The sequence below is a fragment of the Acinetobacter sp. YH12208 genome (genome assembly GCF_013418055.1).
Lineage (GTDB): Bacteria > Pseudomonadota > Gammaproteobacteria > Pseudomonadales > Moraxellaceae > Acinetobacter > Acinetobacter pseudolwoffii.
In genome coordinates, this window is record NZ_VPCT01000001.1 from 226,364 (window position 1) to 244,255 (window position 17,892).

The 17,892-nt window shown below is 43.6% G+C and carries 16 protein-coding genes and 1 tRNA gene; 8 read left to right on the forward strand and 9 right to left on the reverse strand.

The genetic code is table 11. The annotated features are described in order from the left end of the window. Positions 1 to 41: 41 nt before the first annotated feature. On the reverse strand, positions 42 to 1,382 hold the full coding sequence (argG, locus tag FTU95_RS01030; protein WP_100328771.1) for an argininosuccinate synthase: 1,341 nt from the start codon (positions 1,380 to 1,382) through the stop codon (positions 42 to 44). A gap of 248 nt (positions 1,383 to 1,630) precedes the next feature. Between argG and FTU95_RS01035 the strand changes: the two genes are divergently transcribed. The 3 genes from FTU95_RS01035 (at position 1,631) to FTU95_RS01045 (ending at position 4,338) form a co-directional block, all read left to right on the forward strand. Further along, positions 1,631 to 1,984, forward strand: coding sequence for a hypothetical protein (locus tag FTU95_RS01035; protein ID WP_100534377.1), 354 nt, complete (start codon positions 1,631 to 1,633; stop codon positions 1,982 to 1,984). A 140-nt stretch (positions 1,985 to 2,124) separates the two neighbouring features. Then, positions 2,125 to 4,161 carry an NADPH-dependent 2,4-dienoyl-CoA reductase gene (locus FTU95_RS01040; protein ID WP_005096393.1) on the forward strand — a complete coding sequence of 679 codons (2,037 nt, stop codon included), beginning with the start codon at positions 2,125 to 2,127 and terminating at the stop codon, positions 4,159 to 4,161. Between the two features lie 87 nt (positions 4,162 to 4,248). Next, positions 4,249 to 4,338, forward strand: a tRNA-Ser gene (locus tag FTU95_RS01045). A gap of 130 nt (positions 4,339 to 4,468) precedes the next feature. On the opposite strand, the gene FTU95_RS01050 is transcribed toward FTU95_RS01045, so the two are convergent. From FTU95_RS01050 to FTU95_RS01060, 3 genes are all read right to left on the reverse strand, one after another. After that, positions 4,469 to 5,440, reverse strand: coding sequence for a class I SAM-dependent methyltransferase (locus FTU95_RS01050; protein ID WP_005096395.1), 972 nt, complete (start codon positions 5,438 to 5,440; stop codon positions 4,469 to 4,471). Between the two features lie 301 nt (positions 5,441 to 5,741). Continuing rightward, a complete protein-coding gene (locus FTU95_RS01055) occupies positions 5,742 to 6,440 on the reverse strand; it encodes a pirin-like bicupin family protein (RefSeq protein WP_180077271.1) in 699 nt (232 codons plus the stop codon). Positions 6,441 to 6,649: 209 nt separating this feature from the next. Then, a complete protein-coding gene (locus FTU95_RS01060; RefSeq protein WP_005171817.1) occupies positions 6,650 to 7,870 on the reverse strand; it encodes a L,D-transpeptidase family protein in 1,221 nt (406 codons plus the stop codon). Positions 7,871 to 8,076: 206 nt separating this feature from the next. On the opposite strand from FTU95_RS01060, the gene hemE reads away from it, so the two are divergent. The 5 genes from hemE to FTU95_RS01085 all read left to right on the forward strand — a co-directional run bounded on the left by hemE (position 8,077) and on the right by FTU95_RS01085 (position 14,114). Next, on the forward strand, positions 8,077 to 9,147 hold the full coding sequence (hemE, locus tag FTU95_RS01065; protein ID WP_005096398.1) for a uroporphyrinogen decarboxylase: 1,071 nt from the start codon (positions 8,077 to 8,079) through the stop codon (positions 9,145 to 9,147). 10 nt (positions 9,148 to 9,157) lie between these two features. Beyond that, a complete protein-coding gene (locus FTU95_RS01070) occupies positions 9,158 to 9,958 on the forward strand; it encodes a DUF817 family protein (RefSeq protein ID WP_005096399.1) in 801 nt (266 codons plus the stop codon). Between the two features lie 146 nt (positions 9,959 to 10,104). Beyond that, entirely contained in the window at positions 10,105 to 10,575 is a 471-nt protein-coding gene (locus tag FTU95_RS01075; protein WP_005096400.1) for a DUF3015 family protein, read from the forward strand. Positions 10,576 to 10,653: 78 nt separating this feature from the next. Further along, positions 10,654 to 12,540: a DUF4105 domain-containing protein gene (locus FTU95_RS01080; RefSeq protein ID WP_180077273.1), complete on the forward strand. Its 1,887-nt coding sequence runs from the start codon at positions 10,654 to 10,656 to the stop codon at positions 12,538 to 12,540. A gap of 185 nt (positions 12,541 to 12,725) precedes the next feature. Next, positions 12,726 to 14,114, forward strand: a complete 1,389-nt coding sequence (locus FTU95_RS01085) for a diguanylate cyclase (protein WP_005096402.1) — start codon at positions 12,726 to 12,728, stop codon at positions 14,112 to 14,114. A 19-nt stretch (positions 14,115 to 14,133) separates the two neighbouring features. Here the strand turns inward: FTU95_RS01085 and FTU95_RS01090 are convergent, their stop codons facing one another. The 5 genes from FTU95_RS01090 to trpC all read right to left on the reverse strand — a co-directional run bounded on the left by FTU95_RS01090 (position 14,134) and on the right by trpC (position 17,874). Beyond that, positions 14,134 to 14,694, reverse strand: coding sequence for a DUF4385 domain-containing protein (locus tag FTU95_RS01090; protein WP_005096404.1), 561 nt, complete (start codon positions 14,692 to 14,694; stop codon positions 14,134 to 14,136). Positions 14,695 to 14,823: 129 nt separating this feature from the next. Further along, positions 14,824 to 15,261, reverse strand: a complete 438-nt coding sequence (locus tag FTU95_RS01095; protein WP_005096405.1) for a hypothetical protein — start codon at positions 15,259 to 15,261, stop codon at positions 14,824 to 14,826. 283 nt (positions 15,262 to 15,544) lie between these two features. Further along, positions 15,545 to 16,093: a GTP cyclohydrolase I FolE gene (folE, locus tag FTU95_RS01100; protein ID WP_005096407.1), complete on the reverse strand. Its 549-nt coding sequence runs from the start codon at positions 16,091 to 16,093 to the stop codon at positions 15,545 to 15,547. A 93-nt stretch (positions 16,094 to 16,186) separates the two neighbouring features. Next, positions 16,187 to 16,870 (reverse strand): Smr/MutS family protein, encoded by a 684-nt coding sequence (locus tag FTU95_RS01105; protein ID WP_180039444.1) that lies wholly within the window; start codon positions 16,868 to 16,870, stop codon positions 16,187 to 16,189. A 197-nt stretch (positions 16,871 to 17,067) separates the two neighbouring features. Next, positions 17,068 to 17,874, reverse strand: coding sequence for an indole-3-glycerol phosphate synthase TrpC (gene trpC, locus FTU95_RS01110; RefSeq protein ID WP_180039442.1), 807 nt, complete (start codon positions 17,872 to 17,874; stop codon positions 17,068 to 17,070). Positions 17,875 to 17,892 lie beyond the last annotated feature (18 nt).

Genomic DNA, 17,892 nt, shown 5'->3' on the forward strand with positions numbered 1-17,892 from the left:
AAAACCGCTCATCAAGAGCGGTTTTTTAACAAAAACAAAACTTAGTTTTTGTCTTTCAGTTGTGGCACTGCAGAGGCTGTACCCACTGCAAGCAAACCAGTTTCTGTATAGATGCCAAGTTTTGCGCGGGTATCGGTAATGTCCAGATTACGCATGGTCAACTGACCAATACGATCCATTGGAGAGAACATAGAATCACCTTTCTCCATAGTCAAACGCTCAGCTTCATAAGTGAGATTAGGCGACTCAGTGTTCATGATGGTGTAATCATTACCACGACGCAGTTCTAAAGTCACAGTACCGGTCACGGCTTTAGCCACCCAACGCTGTGAAGTTTCACGCAACATCAGCGCTTGAGAATCGAACCAGCGGCCTTGGTACAACAAACGGCCTAAACGTAAACCGTTGATGCGGTATTGTTCGATGGTATCTTCGTTATGAATACCGGTCACAAGACGCTCGTAAGCAATATGAAGCAGCGCCATACCCGGAGCTTCATAAATACCGCGAGATTTTGCTTCGATAATACGGTTTTCGATTTGATCCGACATACCTAGACCATGACGGCCACCGATACGGTTTGCTTCAAGAATGAATTCAACTGGATCTTCGATACGTTGACCGTTGATCGCAACCGGGAAACCTTCTTCAAAAGTAATCGATACTTCTTCAGCTTTAACTTCTACGTCATCTTTCCAGAAGGCAACGCCCATGATTGGATCCACGATTTTGATGCCCGCATTCAGGTATTCAAGATCTTTGGCTTCATGGGTCGCACCCAACATGTTTGAATCTGTTGAGTAGGCTTTTTCTTTTGACATTTTATAGTCAAAACCGTTGTCGATCAGGAACTGCGACATTTCTGCACGGCCGCCAAGCTCATCGATAAAGGTTTGGTCTAGCCAAGGCTTGTAAATTTTAAGCGCAGGGTTGGTCAACAAACCATAACGGTAAAAACGTTCAATGTCGTTACCTTTGTAAGTAGAACCGTCACCCCAAATATTGACGTCATCTTCTTTCATGGCAGTGACAAGCATGGTACCTGTAACAGCACGACCAAGAGGAGTCGTATTAAAGTAAGGAACACCGCCAGTTGAAATGTGGAACGCGCCACATTGAATTGCAGCAATACCTTCTAATGCAAGCTGTAAACGGCAGTCGATTAAGCGTGCTTTTACTGCGCCATAAGCTTCAGCTTTTTTTGGAATCGCATCGTAATCGTCTTCGTCTGGCTGACCCAAGTTCGCTGTGTAAGCATAAGGTTCAGCGCCTTTTTGTTTCATCCACAAAAGAGCAGCAGAAGTATCTAGACCACCAGAGAAGGCAATACCAACTTTTTTACCTACTGGGACATTCTGCAAGATAGTTGCATTATCAGACATTGTTCATCCTAATGATATGAAATAGGCACGCCAGAATTGGTGGCCTGAAAAAATACATATTCTCTCAATTGTATCATTAATTTATTTAGGTTTGCTTTAGAAAAGAAAAACTCGTTTTAAAATCTATATTCAATAGGCTTAAATAATCATAAATCGCACGATTTTGAGCAGAATCCTGCTAAAAAAGTAAAAATTCGCTATATTCAGCCGAATAAAGTTAAAAACTCAGATAAAACAGGAATAAATGCATGGCGACTCATATCCCACCCTTACCTAATTTAAATCCTAAAACCAAGAATGAAACGCTGGCACTGTTGCATGGGATTTATGCCGGTCTGATTGGTTTTAGTACACTGGTATTTTTATATCTGGAATATCAGCAAGCCAGTATTTCTACGCTGAGTTTAGGTATGGTGCTGCTGCTTTTAGGCGGCCTGGTATTTTTTAATATACAGGCCAGTATCAAGGTCAAACAGGGCAATGGTTCAGGACGGACTTTATCCAGAATTATGGCCATCCTGATGCTCCTGAGTTTTCCGATTGGTACAGTATTGGGCGTGATTGCATTATGGAAATCTAGCGCGCGACAATGGCAGGATTAATCCGCCAAATAGAAAGTGATCCTCTTCTAAAGATTGATATTTGTGCCTGAAAATGCTGAACTCCGGGTCATAAAAAGCCACTGAAAATCAGTTAAAGTAAGGGAATGACTTGCTCAGCCAAATATAATCAGGGATTTGTTATGACTACGACGCGCTATGCCAACATTTTAAAGCCACTGCATTTGGGTTTTACCACCATTAAGAACCGGGTGGTGATGGGGTCGATGCATACTGGCCTAGAAGATCGTTTTTATAATTATCCCAAACTGGCTGCGTATTTTGGTGAGCGTGCAAAGGGTGGCGCAGGTCTGCTGATTACGGGTGGAATATCGCCCAACCGTCAAGGCTGGTTGTTACCGGCGGGCGGTACCATGAATACTTTGGGGGACATTGCGCCGCATCGTTTGGTGACGCATGCAGTGCATAAGCATGGTGCCAAAATTCTGTTGCAGATTCTGCATGCCGGACGTTATGGCTATCAGCCTTTTGTGGTCTCGGCCAGCCCGATCAAGTCGCCGATTTCTCCCTTTAAACCACGTGAAATGTCAGATAAACAGATTCTGAATACCATTCAGGATTATGTCAGAACGGCCAGTATTGCCAAAAAAGCCGGCTATGATGGCGTAGAAATCATGGGTTCTGAAGGCTATTTGCTGAATCAGTTTTTAAGCCGGCATGTCAATCAGCGTGCTGACCGTTGGGGTGGCCCGATCGAAAACCGGATGCGTTTTGCCGTAGAAATTGTCAAAGCGATTCGTGAGGAAATTGGCGAAAAATTTATTATCTGTTTCCGTTTGTCGCTTCTGGATCTGGTACATGATGGCAATACCATGCAAGATGTGATTACCGTGGCTAAAGCTTTGGAAAAGGCGGGGATTACTTTACTCAATACCGGTATTGGCTGGCATGAAGCACGTATTCCCACCATTGTGACTTCTGTACCGCGTGCAGCTTTTGTCGATTATACCGCTGAAGTGAAAAAGCACGTGGCGGTGCCGGTCATTGCATCGAACCGGATCAATATGCCAGATACTGCTGAAGAAATTCTGGCTTCCGGCCAGGCAGACATGGTGCAGATGGCACGTCCATTCTTGGCAGATGCCTTCTGGGTCAATAAAACCGCGACCAATCGTGTTGATGAAATCAATACCTGTATTGCCTGTAATCAGGCCTGTCTGGATCATACCTTTAAAAACCAGCGCGCAACCTGTCTGGTCAATCCACGTGCCGGCTATGAAACCGAACTGGTCTATGTCAAAACCAAAAAAGCCAAAAGTATTGCAGTGGTCGGTGGTGGTGTTGCAGGGCTGTCTGCGGCCACAGTCGCAGCCAGTCGCGGGCATGATGTGACGCTGTTTGAGGCCAGTCATGAAGTGGGTGGACAGTTTAATCTGGCTAAAGTCATTCCGGGGAAAGAAGAGTTTCACGAAACGATTCGTTATTTTAAAGTCCAATTGGAAAAAACCGGCGTTGATGTGCGATTAAATACCCAAGTGAACCGTGAACAGCTGGAACGTGAAGGTTTTGATGAAGTCATTGTCGCGACTGGTGTCGTGCCGCGAGCGCTTAAGATCGAAGGCAGTCAGGCACCGCAAGTCTTGTCTTATGCACAAGTACTACGCGGTGCGCCAGTCGGAGATCGTGTTGCGGTCATTGGTGCAGGCGGTATTGGTTTTGATGTGTCCGAGTTTTTGTTAAAGCCGCCTCATCAGGTACAGCCGCAACCTGTGAATGAATGGAAACGTGAATGGGGTGTAGACCCGAATCCAAATTATGTCAGTGAAGGCGGCATGCAAGGTGCAGAAATTGAAGCACCTATTCGTGAAATTTATTTATTACAACGTAAAAAGACACCGCTTGGCGCAGGCCTAGGCAAGACTTCAGGCTGGGTACATCGTGCCCAATTAAAAAAACACGCGGTGCGCATGTTGCGCGGTGTGCAATATAAATCTGTTACCGATGAAGGCTTATGGATTGAGGTGGATGGCCACGCTCAATTATTGCGTGTGGATAGTATTGTGGTGTGTGCAGGACAGGAGTCGGTAAAAGATTTGATGCCACTTGCCGGGGAAAATACCTTGGCACAATATCATATTATTGGTGGGGCTAAACTGGCTGCCGAGCTGGATGCCAAGCGTGCCATTCGTGAAGGAGCCGAATTGGCCGCCAAATTGTAGGGATTTGATGAAACTATATGCAGTTAATCAGATTCACTGTAACTTTCACTTGTCAGTTACATAAAAGCGCCGTATTATTGCGCCCATGGAAGCGTGGCAGAGCGGTTTAATGCACCGGTCTTGAAAACCGACGAGGGTGTGAGTCCTCCGTGAGTTCGAATCTCACCGCTTCCGCCAAATTTTAAAAACCCCAATCGAAAGATTGGGGTTTTTTTATTGCTGATGAATTTTACAGAATGATTTAAAATAAACGGATCTTAAAGAGGTTCGATATTTAAAAAGTCGATAATTTATAAACAGATATTCTTCAATCGCATACTTCAATCTTAATCAGAGCCAGAGCAATTCTTTCCACATGCTGATAAGCAGGTTGCTCTAATTCTTCACCAAAAATATCCGGATCAATTTCCTCATAAGACCAGTGAATATTTTGATGCTGCTGCATCAGGTCTTGCAGATACTGTAAAAATCGATTGCCATTTCGTGTGATGGTAGCGCCGGTATATAAAAATAAACGGCCGCCTGAATTTAGCCTTTGCAGGCCTTGTTTTATAATTTTAAAAGATAATTCATTGCCATCGAGCTCATTACCTCCGTGTCGATATTGCCGTTGCTCAGGATCAATTAAATAAGGTGGATTGGCAAAAATCAGGTCAAACTGACCTTCAAGATTGGAAAATAAATTGCTCTGTACAGGAGAGATTGAAGCAAAACCCGAAAAATCAATGTTGAGCTGACTATAGAGCAAGGCTTTGGGGTTTAGATCTGCTACAAAGATTTCCTCATGATCCGGAAAGTATTTGGCGATACTGATGGCAGCAGCAGAGGTGCCACAGCATATTTCAGCAGCCCGTTTGAAAGGGCGAGGTTCGGTGGCTAGATATTGCTTGAGATGATAGACAAAGCGATAAGTATCGGGACCAAAAAAAACAGCATCCTGTTGTGTGGTCGGAAAGGAAGAGTGAATAAAGAGTTCACCTTCCAGTGAAGCGACTCTGACCAGACTGGTGTATTGCTCATCCTGAACCTGTAGAAGTTGCTGTTTTGCCAGCAAGGAAAAAAGAACCGGATCAAGATCGGTTTTGCTAAATTCCAGATTCCAGCCAAATATATCCTGCAGGGTTATTTCCTGATTTTTTTCGTTTCTTTTACGATCTAAAATCCGTTGATGCGACAACGGGGTAATGGCTGTGAACTGATAGTTTTGTTGTTTTAAAAACGCTAGTAAAAAATGCAGAGCATGTTGCTGGTGATTCTGAATTTCTAAAATCTGGTTCATAAGCGTTGCTCTTTGGTTTATTTAAAATCAATACAAAGCTGGATAGACGTTGAATCCCATATAAGACCATGACCAGATCAGCCATTCGCGATGCGTTCATTCAATAGAAATGAATCAGCTTCATCTTCGCCTGAAATGCCAGAATTTTAAGTAAAAAACTGATGTGAATTGGTGTGATTTTTATAGCTGTTTTTAAAAAATTATCTTCTGATAAAGCTTCTGTCTGCTTTTATTCTCGATTCATAAAAAATGGCTATTCATCAAAGTGATTAATAGCCATGATGGGTGAGAGCCTTAAAACTTAGTGAGGCACTTCTGGTAAATCAAACCAGATCACTTGCGCATCATCGATGGCTTGAATCTCTGAGTCATCCAGAAAAGCAATTGCACCACCCGCCTCAACTCTATGTTCTGCAACCTGCACAGTGCCAGAAACTACATGAATATAATTGATCTGCTGGGTGGCCTGCACTTGCAAACTTTGACCTTGCTGAATTACCGCAGTTTTGACTTCAGCATTCTGACGAATATGCATCGGCGCATTGTCATTCGGTCCACAAATTAAATGCCAATGGTTAGGCTGCTCATGCGGATCCAGACGAATTTGCTGATAATTCGGTTTGGCATCCTGTTCATTGGGAATAATCCAGATTTGCAGTAAATGTACCCGCTCATTGCCCTGATTCATTTCACTATGACGAATACCTGTTCCGGCACTCATGAGCTGCCATTCACCGGCAGCAATGCCGCCATGATTGCCCATGCTGTCCTGATGAGTAATGGTGCCTTTCAGTACGCAGGTCAGGATTTCCATATTGTCATGGGGATGGGTTCCAAAACCCTGATGCCCATCGATTAAATCATCATTAATAACACGTAAGGCACTGATCCCCATATACTTGGGATCATACCAGTTACCAAATGAGAAGCTGTGCTTAGACTCCAGCCAGCCCATTTTTACATGACCACGATTTTCGCTAGGATGTAGAAAAGCCTTCATGATTTCATCTCGATCTTATTTTCGACTTGAGATCATCATACTGTTGTTTTAAGCTCAAAAAAATCTCAAATAGGCGACATATCATTGCATTTTTGCAACGATATATCAGCTTAAAATCAAGTCATAAAAACGATATATCAGCTTAAAATCAAGTCATAAAAAAGCCCACTGAAAAGCGGGCCATTTTATTCAAAGCATTTTACGGATCATTATTCTAAGAAACGAACAGTTACGCCAGATTTGACTTTACGGCCAAGATCATTGGCATCCCAGTTGGTCAGACGGATACAACCGTGTGAATAGGATTTAGAAATCATGGACGGATTCGGTGTGCCGTGAATACCAAATGATTTTTTGTTGAGACCAATCCAGACATTACCGACCGGGCCGTTTGGACCTGGTGGTAGAGACAGTGGTTTGGTGTTTTTACCTTGAACAAAGTTACTTGGCGAGTAGCTATACCAAGGATTTGGTGCAACGCCGGTGATTTTATAAGTACCCGTTGGTGAAGGCGTACTAGTATTGCCGATACTGGCAGGGAATGAGCCGATCATTTGATTTTTACTGTTAAATAAGTACAGTTGTTTGGCACCTTTATGTGCAACAATCAAGTGAATACCTTCTGGTAGCTCATTACGAACATTGGTCACCAGAATCTTTTGGCCGACTTTGTTAAAATTAGCACCTGGATTCAACTTCTTCAGGAAGTTTTCATCCATATGGAACTTTTCACTGAGCATTTCAGATGCGCTGGTGTAGTACAAACCTTTCATTTTCGCCTGTAGCGCATAATCTGAAGGAATCGATTTGGCAAATGGTCCTGCCAGATCTTTTTCAGTAATGGTGTACTCTACAAAGGTCGGCTTGGAACCCTGACGTGCCACCAGTTTGTCCCAGGTTTCCTGCGTCAGTACGCCATTTGGCTTGATGCCATTCATTTGCTGGAAAGAGGCAATTGCTTTCAGTGTGTTCTTGCCGCTGGTACCATCAATCGCACCCGGTGAAGCGTGGGCATTGTTGAGCATGACATGTGCACGTGCGTAGACCGGAAATTGACCTGCACCAATGTTTTCATACCACTGGGCATTGTTTAAGCCGTCTAAAGTCCACGAAGCTTTGGTCGCAGCAGAGTTCGTCGGGGCCTTGGTATTTGGCGCTGCACCAATATCAGCAGATTGGTCTTCGGTATCTTGTAGCTCATTCAGTGCTTCAGAGGCCTGATTTAAGTCTTGTTGTTCTTGCGCCGTAATTTTGGCTTCAGCCGGTGCTTGGGCGGCTGAAGCTTCAGTCGCGAGTGGATCAATTGGATCCTGGACTGAAACATCGGTAACAACTTGCGGGTTCAATGGTTGTTCAGCAGTAGACGCAGCAAAAACAGTACCTGCGAAAATGCAACCTAAACTCACAGCGAGCATTGTGCGAACGAACATGTAAATCAACCTTAAAATTATTTCTTTAAAAATGTGAAAAAACACTATAAGTATTACAGAAAAAATGTGGAGATGCAGTAGTTGTTTTGTGTAAAACATCACATTTGGTCGCTTAAGCTGATCGGTTTTTAAAGTCAGCAGAAGTTATTAAAAATACAACCTTTTTGTTATGATATGGCGAATATCAAAGATAGATAGGAAAGTAAATGACGACCTTAAAAAATGATCGTTTTCTGCGCGCCTTGTTGCGTGAACCTGTAGATGCCACTCCGGTATGGATGATGCGTCAGGCGGGCCGTTATTTACCAGAATATCGCGCAACGCGTGCTCAGGCAGGAGATTTCCTTTCTCTTTGCAAAAATACTGAACTGGCCTGTGAAGTGACCTTACAGCCTTTACGCCGTTATGATCTGGACGCCGCGATTTTGTTCTCTGACATTTTGACAGTGCCTGATGCTTTAGGTTTAGGATTGTATTTTGAAGTGGGTGAAGGGCCTAAATTTCATAAAACTGTCCGTACCGAGCAGGATGTCGCAAATCTGCCGGCCTTTAATGCAAAATCGGATCTGGATTATGTGATGAATGCAGTGTCGACCATTCGTTCGGCCTTGGGTGGCCAGGTTCCTCTGATCGGTTTCTCTGGCAGTCCGTGGACCTTGGCGACTTATATGGTGGAAGGTGGTTCAAGCAAGGATTTCCGTTTCACCAAAAATATGATGTATGCACAGCCTGAAGTGCTGCATGCTTTGCTGGAACGTCTAGCCGATGCCGTGATTGATTATCTGAATGCGCAGATTGATGCAGGTGCACAAGCGGTACAGATTTTTGATAGTTGGGGCGGCGCACTGGCACATCGTGAATATATTGAATTCTCGCTCAACTATATGAAGAAGATTGTTACTGGCTTGCACCGTGAAAAAGATGGCCGCAAGATTCCAGTAATTCTGTTTACCAAAGGTGGCGGTCAGTGGTTGGAACCGATGATCGCTACAGGCGCAGATGCCTTTGGTCTGGACTGGACCACACCACTGGATGTAGCACGTCAAACCGTTGCGGGTCGTGCTGCGCTTCAGGGTAACCTCGACCCTGCGACCTTATATGGTTCATCGGAAACTATTATTAAGGCGACCAAAGCCATGCTGGATGATGCTTATGCCAATGGTGAAAAAACCGGTTATGTAGCAAACCTCGGCCACGGCATTACCCAGTGGGTCGATCCAGCCAATCCAAAAGCCTTTATTGATACCGTACATGAGTATAGTGCTAAATATCTTTAGGATTTAAACCTTGATCGATCTATTCAAATCAGGGTTTGAATTTACCTATAAGGCAGCTTCGGCTGCCTTATTTGGGATTCTACTCCTGCTGGCGTTTGCACTCACTGCTGCCATGGGCAGTGATCTGTTTTACGGTTTTTACCGTTATGACTATCTGTTATTTTTTGCCCTGCTCATTCAGGTGCTGCTGCTTTATACCAAACTGGAATCCTGGGCCGAAGCCAAAGTGATTGCGCTGTTTCATCTCATGGCCATGGTGATGGAAATCTTTCTGACCCATCCTGCGATTGCCTCCTGGTATTATCCACAACCGGCAATCTTTAAAATTATGACCGTGCCTTTATTTGCCGGTTTTATGTATTCTGCGGTCGGCAGTTTTTTTGCGCGTTCCTTGCGTTTATATCAGGTCTCATTTGAAAAGTTGCCAGGCTTTCGCCATATGTTGCTGCTGGCGGTGTTGTCTTATATCAACTTTATGAGCAAGTTTTTTATTCCTGACTATCGCATGCTTTTATTTGTCTGGAGCGTGCTGATGTTCTGGAAAACTAAAATTCGTTTTCAGTTGAATCAGCACGCTTTTCAGTTGCCAATGTTACCGATCTTGCTGCTGCTGGCCTTTATCATCTGGATTGCCGAGAACATCAGTACCTTTTATCAGATCTGGCTCTATCCAAGTCAGATTGAACAATGGCATATGGTGGGCTGGGGCAAACTCGGGTCCTGGTATTTGTTGTTATTGCTGAGTCTGGTCTTGGTACTGAAGATTTTAGGGCAGCGCAATTTACATGGCGACTGGACGCTGAAAGAGTAATGGAATTATTCAGGTTATGTTTATGTAAAGCATGCATTTTTTCGATTGCGCCAAACCTGACTTATCGCTACTCTGCTGAGTGTGTAAGTCAAATTACATAATGAGAGTAATAACAAAGATTGCATGAGAATAACTGGAGAATAAGTATGTTGAAAAAAATTATGCTGGCGGCAGTATTAGCGACTGGTTCAAGTATGGCAATGGCTGACCGAGATGTCGGCTGTGGTATCGGAAGTCAGGTGTGGGCCGGTCAGACTGGTATTATTCCTAAACTTTTAGCAGGTACCACCAACGTTCTTTTCACGAATCAATGGCTCGGGATCACGTTTGGTACTTTAGGTTGTAGCCAGGGTGGCACAGTCACCGCTCAAGTGGTGACTTTTACCAATGAAAATGCTGAAGCACTGGCGCGTGATATGGCAGTGGGTGAAGGTGAAAGCCTGAATGTTCTGGCTGAACTTCTGAATATAAAATCTGAAGACAAAGGCCATTTTTTTAACATTTCCAAGCAGAATTTTTCTGAAATCTATTCCGAACAAAACCAGAATACCCTTCAAGTTCTGAGTTCATTACAAACAGTGATGGCCAAAGATGAAGTATTGAAATCTTATATCTGATCCGCACTTTGAAAACCCTGCTGCTCTGGCAGGGTTTTTCTTATGACTCAAAGAAATTGACGAGAATAAGTTAACTGAATGAAATATGCGTTCTTCATGTTGGGTCTGGCCTTCAGTCCCTTAAGTTTTGCAAACGAAATTAATCCGGATATCCAGCATTATCTCGATCAGGCCAAAAGCAAACGTCTGGATCAGAGCACCACCTGGCAGCGTCTGATGTATGCCAATTCTAAAGGCCACAGCGAGGTCGATTATTCAGGCTATTTTCTGACAGAGCAGGGAAAGACTGATCTCAAAAAAGAAATACAGCATAATATTCAGGCCTTATTTGGCAGTGCAGAACCGAATCAGTCCATCCGTTGTAAGTTTCCGGCCCGAAGCAGCTGGTTAATGCAGCAGCTGGATATTTCCGAACAGCAATTGCCTGAAGTGAGTTGTCCGGATTTTGATCAATGGATTGCTGAGGTCAAGCCCTATCAGGCCACGCTGATTTATGCCACAGATTTTATGGGTAATCCCAGTTCGATGTTCGGGCATACCTTGTTGCGTCTAGATCCCAAAGATCAACAGCAGCTCAACCTGATTTCCTATGCCGTCAACTATGCTGCAACCGTCGACGGCAATGACAACTGGTCATTTGCCTGGAAAGGGCTGACCGGACAATATCCGGGTGAATATTCCTTGATGCCGTATTATCGCAAGGTCAAAGAATATGGCGACTTTGAAAGCCGGGATTTATGGGAATATGAATTAAATTTAACGCCGCAAGAGACCCGGTTTCTGGTGCAGCATCTTTGGGAAATGCAAAAGGTGAGTTTCCCTTATTATTTTATCAATGATAATTGTGCTTATCGCCTGCTGGGGCTATTCGATCTGGTGCGTCCTGAGTTAAATTTACAAAAACAGTTTAATTCGACTGCCATTCCGATCGAAACCTTGAAAGTGGTAGAACAGCAGGGCTTGATCAAACAGAAAGTTTATCGTCCCGCCCTAGAAACGCAATTGCTGGCTCAGTCCAGACAGCATGGCAAAGCTTTGGCAAAAAAGGCTCATCAGCTGGCTTATGCAGAAACAGGTACCATGCCTTCAATGTTGCAAACTTATCCGGCAGAGAATCAGGCCAAAGTGCTGGAAATGGCCTATGATCATCTATATCTGGATTTTCTCAGACAGAAAGTAGATGAGTCCTTTGCCCAGCCACGTTTTCGCAAGTTATTGGGCTTAAGAAGTCAGCTGGCTATCGAGAAACAGCGTCAAGCACCTGAGCGTCCGAAAACAGATCCAGTACAAAGTCATCATGCACGAAATATCAGTTTTGAGGCCGGACAGGTTCAGGGTGAATCCTTTGTTCAGCTTGGGCATCGTCAGGCCTATCATGATTTAATCGATCCACAGGGTGGTTTGCGTACCGGCACACAACTGCTGTTTCTGGATGGGGCATTACAATATCGTAATAGTGAACTCAAACTGGAACATCTGGATTTACTGGCCGTCAATTCCTATAACCCGATTAATCCATTTAATACGCCCTTATCTTGGGGTTTTAATCTGGGCTGGACACAGGAAGCCTTAGACCGTCATGGCCAGTTTAGCGAAGAGCAACAGCATGGCATCGCCGGTTTTAAGACCCAAGCGGGCTATAGTTGGGCAAATGCGAGCCGCGAACATTTGTGCTATGCACAAATGCAAACTCACCTTCAGGCGGGAAAGGCACTCGATCAGGGCTGGCGCGTAGGAGCAGGGCCAACTTTGGGCTGTCAAAATATCTGGACTGATCAGATCAACAGTCTGGTGCAAGTGGAACTGCCTTATTGGGAAGATTCGCATCACTGGCATCTGAAGCTAAATACCCAATTGCAATATGCCTTTACTGCACAGAATGCAGTTCGATTGTCTTGGGAATATCAGCAGCAACAGGATCAAGACTGGGATCAATGGAGTCTGGGCCTGATCCGTTATTTTTAATGTCATTCAGACTAAAGATGCGCTCCATATCAGTACTTTAATGATCTGCTCATCCCGCTTTTTGTGTGAAAAATCGATCAGCCTGATCAAAATAATCTTAGCGATATATCAGTTAATTTTTTTTAATTTTGTTATATTTGTCACATAATGTTAATACAAATTGCAATATTTGGGGAATAGGCTGTATGAATAATGAATGCATGGCAATGCTGGCCGAACAATGGAAGCAGATTTGTCAGAATTATTCATCAGATGACCTGTTACATGCCTTCCAGTTCATTCAAGACCATTCTCAGGTACTGGTTGAAGAATTCTATAAAAATATGCTGCTCGAACAAGAATCGGCACATTTTTTAACCGATGAACTGGTGCAAAAACGTTTACGCAACACCCTGATTCAATGGTTATCAGAAAGTTTTAGTGTGCCAATCAACAAGAGTTATGTGCAAGCCGTACAAAAGCAGGCGATGGTTGGACATGTACATGCCCGGGTCGGTATACCTTCTTGGTTAATCATGCGTGGTGTTCGCGAAATTGAACGCAAGGTTTTTGAACTGTTGCAAGCATCTTCTCAAAACAGCATGTTGACCGCCTGCAGTTATATTGTGCAAATCATGGGCTTTGCCACAGAAATCATGTGCCGTTCTTATGAAGCCAAAACAGCCATGAATCAGGAAATCAAACACAGTTACCGTGTTTTTTCAGCCATGCAGGATGTAGCGGTACAAAAAGACAAACAGCGCAGCTCATTGCTGGACTGGGAAAATGAACTGATGTTTAAGGTCTTTTCGAGCCCTGACAATTTAAAGCATCCGATGTTGTCCAAATCCGAGTTCGGTTTATGGTTTATCCATAAAGCCTCTTATGCTTTTACCGGTTCGGACCAGGTCGATTTAATCATTGAGCGGATTTATCAGATTGATGCAATTAATCAGACCATCATGGATTGTACGGATAAAAATAATGTCTTGGGGCTGATTCAACAAATCCGTGACTTAAACCGTGAAATTCAACTGCTGGTCGATCAGTTATTTCAGGTTGCGGAATATATTGAATCAGGCAATGATTCATTGACCCAGTTGTTAAATCGCCGTTATTTAAATACGGTGATTTCCCGTGAAATCACTTTTTCCCGTAAAAATCATACACCTTTGTCTTTACTTGCGATGGATGCCGATTTCTTTAAAAGTATCAATGATAAATTTGGACATGCCGCAGGTGATCTGGCACTTAAATTTATTGCCGAAGCGCTGCAAAAATACAGTCAGGGCAGTGATTATGCCTTCCGGGTCGGTGGGGAAGAATTCTTATTGTTGCTGGTCGATACAGATAAACAACGTGCCTTAAGTATTGCCGAAAGTATTCGTAAATATGTTGAAAATGGCATGATTAAAACCGCGCAAGGACAACAGTTTAAAATCACGATCAGTATTGGATGTACGCTCTATGACGGGCATCCGGATTATCAGCGATTTTTGGATGCTGCGGATGCCGCACTGTATATGGCGAAAAATACCGGTCGTAACCGGGTCTATATGGCACAGTCGCCCTCAAATCCGGTAGGGCAGCAATGATCCAGCTAGCTTAAAAGTTCTATTCATCTGCCATGTGTTGCTGGATAAATTCCTGAAATTTTCGCTTTTGCTGAATATAGTCTGGATGGTTTTTCGCATCATTCCATTTTTGTTTAAAAATGTTGGCGGCCGCTGCTTTGACCGGATCTTCGTGGCTGCGTGGCAATTCTGAACGGCCATGTGCGCCGCTTAAGCCTTTCTTATCTTCCGGAACCGGCCCATCATATTTTTTACCACCTTTATGGTTGGCGTAACGGCGGGCACGGGTATAACCCATCTGTAAAAACTTGCGTGCCATGTCCGCACCGATAAAATCATCTTGTTTTAAATAAGCTAGGAATAGCTGATAAATTTTGTCACTGCTGGCTTGGGCTTTTTCTTCATCCGCAAAGCGCCAGTGCGGCAGAATTTCAGATTTATAAGGCTCCACCAATAATACGCCTTGTTCTCCTCGGCCAATTCGGTACAACTCGGGCCGTTTGCGAAAATTAATCTTTTCGAAGTCCAGAGAATAATCAAAACTATTCGACACCACCCGTGACTGACGTTTTGGCGGCGGATTTTTGGCTGCTGGACTCATATCTTTGCCTTATATTTAGAAGGGTCGGTATCACTCAATAAAGAACACACTAAAAAATATAAAATAATTCTACTGATCTACTCACCCGAGATCAGGATCAAGAAAAGCCCCAGTCATGGGGCTTGGATTTTACTTTGACTTTTTCGAACTGGTCTTCGAGGTTTTGGCTTTATCAGACTTGCTCTTGGACGAAGTGCTTGACTGCTTTTTGGCCGGTGCTGATTTTTTTGAAGAAGATTTTTTCGTCTTGCTGTCTTCATCTTTGCTCTTATTGCTGCTTTTCGCTTTAGCCGGTTTTTTCGCTGAAGATGTTTTCAGGTCTTTGGCTTTATCGCTGCCTTTAGAACTCGCACTTTTCTTCGCCTTTACTTTTTCATCTTTACTGGCATTCTCTTTTTTAGAAGATGCTGCTTTAGATTTAGCACTTTCAGCTTTTTTGCTGACTTTGCGATCGCTGTCCTTGTCACTGCTTTTGTTCGACTTCTTCAGTTTTTCATCTTGCGTCTTTTTAGCAGTTTTTGCAGATTTCTTGCTGTCTTTGTCCTGATTGTTTTTGCTATTCGCCATGGTCATTTTCCTTGTCATTAAAAATCAAGCAGAAAGATATAAAGCTGTTTGCTGTATATCAACGTCAATTTACTTTAAGCGAGGACTAACTGGATTAAAACTTTATCATGTATCTAAATGTAGGCTTGTTGCAAAGATAAGCAGCAATTGTTTAGCTGCAAGTATAACGAATGCAAATTTGGTCAACAGCAGCTGTGATATCGATATTCTCTGACCAGAGCAGTTTATAAGAAATTAAAAAAACCCCGAATGATCGAGGCTTTAAATAATTGGCTTTTAAGGCTTAGTAGCTTTCTGGCACTGCACTTAAAAACTCACGGCGGGTTTCTTTATCAGTTTTAAAATCACCAATAAAAGAGACTGTACGTGTGGTCGATTCCTGTTTGCCCACACCACGCATCATCATGCACATATGTGCAGAATCAATCATCACGGCGACACCACGTGCTTTGGTGATTTCCGCCACTGCTTCTGCAATTTGCTGGGTCAAGTTTTCCTGGATTTGCAAACGACGCGCAAACATTTCAGTAATACGGGCAAATTTGGACAGGCCCAAGACATGACCTTCTGGTAAATAGGCGATATGGACACGGCCATAAAATGGTAATAAATGATGTTCACATAAGGAATAGAATTCGATGTTTTTGACCAGCACCATTTCACGGTTGTCGGAAGGAAAGACCGCTTTGTTGGTGACTTCTTCAAGTGTCTGACTATAACCCGAGGTTAAATATGAAAATGCTTTGGCAGCACGCACAGGCGTATCTTTGAGACCAGGGCGATTGAGATCTTCGCCAACGGCAGTAAGAATGTTTGCGTAGGATTGCTGCATAGTCATATGACGTATTCACTTAAACTGAGAATGAACAAGGACGGCATTGTAGCAGAAAACTTTTACAATGCCTTGTTTTGAGGCGAAAACCGGTTACTGTTTAAACTTTGGATTCTTTTCTGCACGTTTTAGCAGAACCAGAACTGCACCAGTACCGCCTTGTTTTTCAGGCGCACTGACAAAAGCCAAAACATCGCGATGCTGACGCAGCCAACCATTCACATAGGTTTTTAAAATCGCTTCCGGGCCTTTACCGTGTACGATCTTAATCACGTTCTGGTTTTCATCTTTGGCGATCTGGATAATTTGTAGCACCGCCTGACGCGCTTCTTCCACGGTACAGCCATGCAGATCCACAGCTTCAAACCAGCGTAAATTGCCGGCTTTTAAGTCTTCAAACACTTTATGCTGCAAGGTGGCAATGCGATAGCTCAAGTTGGCCTGACTCCCGACAGGATTGAGCATGGCCTGCGTGTCCGATAATGCCATGGCATCTGTTTCCATCGGGCCAGTCGCCGCTGCACGCTTTGCCAGAACTTGTGCATCCGGTTTTTTCTTGCGTGGTTTGTCCAGTTGAACCGTATTGCCTGATTCAATTTTTTGCACGCCCTGCATTTGCTTGCGGAATAATTCCAGTTCTTCTAAAGCCTCTTGCTCGACAGTCTTTTCAACAGGTGCAGCAACGACCGCAGGCGTTTGTGGCTGTGTAATTTGCTTCTTAAAAGATTTCAGCAGGTTGTACTGATCTTTAGATAATGAAGAATCGTGTTTACTCATAATGTAAAAACAAGGGAGATGCGGAATTTACAAGAATTATAGTCTGAAAATAGACAAAGGAGAACTGAATTGCGTTCATGACATTGCTGAGGATTTTAAATACGCTCGAGATTCTATGATCTACTTTTCAATATTGAAAATAAAAAAGCCCAATCTCATGATTAGGCTTTTTTAATGCTTAGGTGAGTATTTACATTTTAAACCGCTTCAGGCTCACCAAACAAATCACGGAAAGCATGATCCGGACGAGACTGTTTCATAAAGCTTTCACCGACCAAGAAAGCGTGAATATCATGCTGTTGCATCATCGCCACATCGGCAGGAGTAGCAATACCACTTTCAGTGACTAACAGGCGAGAGGGATCGAGTAAGTTCTTTAAACGAATCGAGGTATCTAAATCGACATCGAAGGTTTTTAAATTACGGTTATTCACACCCAGCAAGCAGCGATCTGAAAGTTTCAGCGCACGTTCCAGTTCAGCTTCATCATGTACTTCAACTAAAACATCTAAATTATGCTCAAAAGCAGTCTTCGACATTTCTTCCAGTTGCTGATCTGACAGACATGCCACAATCAGTAAAATACAATCTGCATCTAAGGCACGTGCTTCAATGACTCCATAAGGATCGATCAGGAAATCTTTACGCAGCGCCGGCAGGTCACAATGCGAACGGGCAATCTGAATATTTTCATCTGCACCCTGAAAAAAGTCTACATCGGTCAGCACCGATAAACAGGCTGCGCCTGCATCCTGATACTGTGCTGCAATTTCTGCAGGATTAAAATTCTCACGAATAATCCCCTTAGATGGTGAGGCTTTCTTGATTTCAGCAATTACACCCGGACGTTTTGACATTAAAGACTGGGCAAAACCACGCACAGCTGATGCACCTTGAGCCAGCTCTTCCAGATCTTTATAGCTTTTCTGCTTTAAACGTAGAGCAAATTCTTCCGTTTTACGGTCAACAATCTTGCCTAAAATTGTATTTGCGATATCCACCATGATCAAAATTCCTGACCG

Bases quoted from the DNA above. Each gene is read 5' to 3' on its own strand.
- argG (WP_100328771.1), bottom strand. From the start codon at position 1,382: ATGTCTGATAATGCAACTATCTTGCAGAATGTCCCAGTAGGTAAAAAA.
- FTU95_RS01035 (WP_100534377.1), top strand. From the start codon at position 1,631: ATGGCGACTCATATCCCACCCTTACCTAATTTAAATCCTAAAACCAAG.
- FTU95_RS01040 (WP_005096393.1), top strand. From the start codon at position 2,125: ATGACTACGACGCGCTATGCCAACATTTTAAAGCCACTGCATTTGGGT.
- FTU95_RS01050 (WP_005096395.1), bottom strand. From the start codon at position 5,440: ATGAACCAGATTTTAGAAATTCAGAATCACCAGCAACATGCTCTGCAT.
- FTU95_RS01055 (WP_180077271.1), bottom strand. From the start codon at position 6,440: ATGAAGGCTTTTCTACATCCTAGCGAAAATCGTGGTCATGTAAAAATG.
- FTU95_RS01060 (WP_005171817.1), bottom strand. From the start codon at position 7,870: ATGTTCGTTCGCACAATGCTCGCTGTGAGTTTAGGTTGCATTTTCGCA.
- hemE (WP_005096398.1), top strand. From the start codon at position 8,077: ATGACGACCTTAAAAAATGATCGTTTTCTGCGCGCCTTGTTGCGTGAA.
- FTU95_RS01075 (WP_005096400.1), top strand. From the start codon at position 10,105: ATGTTGAAAAAAATTATGCTGGCGGCAGTATTAGCGACTGGTTCAAGT.
- FTU95_RS01080 (WP_180077273.1), top strand. From the start codon at position 10,654: ATGAAATATGCGTTCTTCATGTTGGGTCTGGCCTTCAGTCCCTTAAGT.
- FTU95_RS01085 (WP_005096402.1), top strand. From the start codon at position 12,726: ATGAATAATGAATGCATGGCAATGCTGGCCGAACAATGGAAGCAGATT.
- FTU95_RS01090 (WP_005096404.1), bottom strand. From the start codon at position 14,694: ATGAGTCCAGCAGCCAAAAATCCGCCGCCAAAACGTCAGTCACGGGTG.
- FTU95_RS01095 (WP_005096405.1), bottom strand. From the start codon at position 15,261: ATGGCGAATAGCAAAAACAATCAGGACAAAGACAGCAAGAAATCTGCA.
- folE (WP_005096407.1), bottom strand. From the start codon at position 16,093: ATGCAGCAATCCTACGCAAACATTCTTACTGCCGTTGGCGAAGATCTC.
- FTU95_RS01105 (WP_180039444.1), bottom strand. From the start codon at position 16,870: ATGAGTAAACACGATTCTTCATTATCTAAAGATCAGTACAACCTGCTG.
- trpC (WP_180039442.1), bottom strand. From the start codon at position 17,874: ATGGTGGATATCGCAAATACAATTTTAGGCAAGATTGTTGACCGTAAA.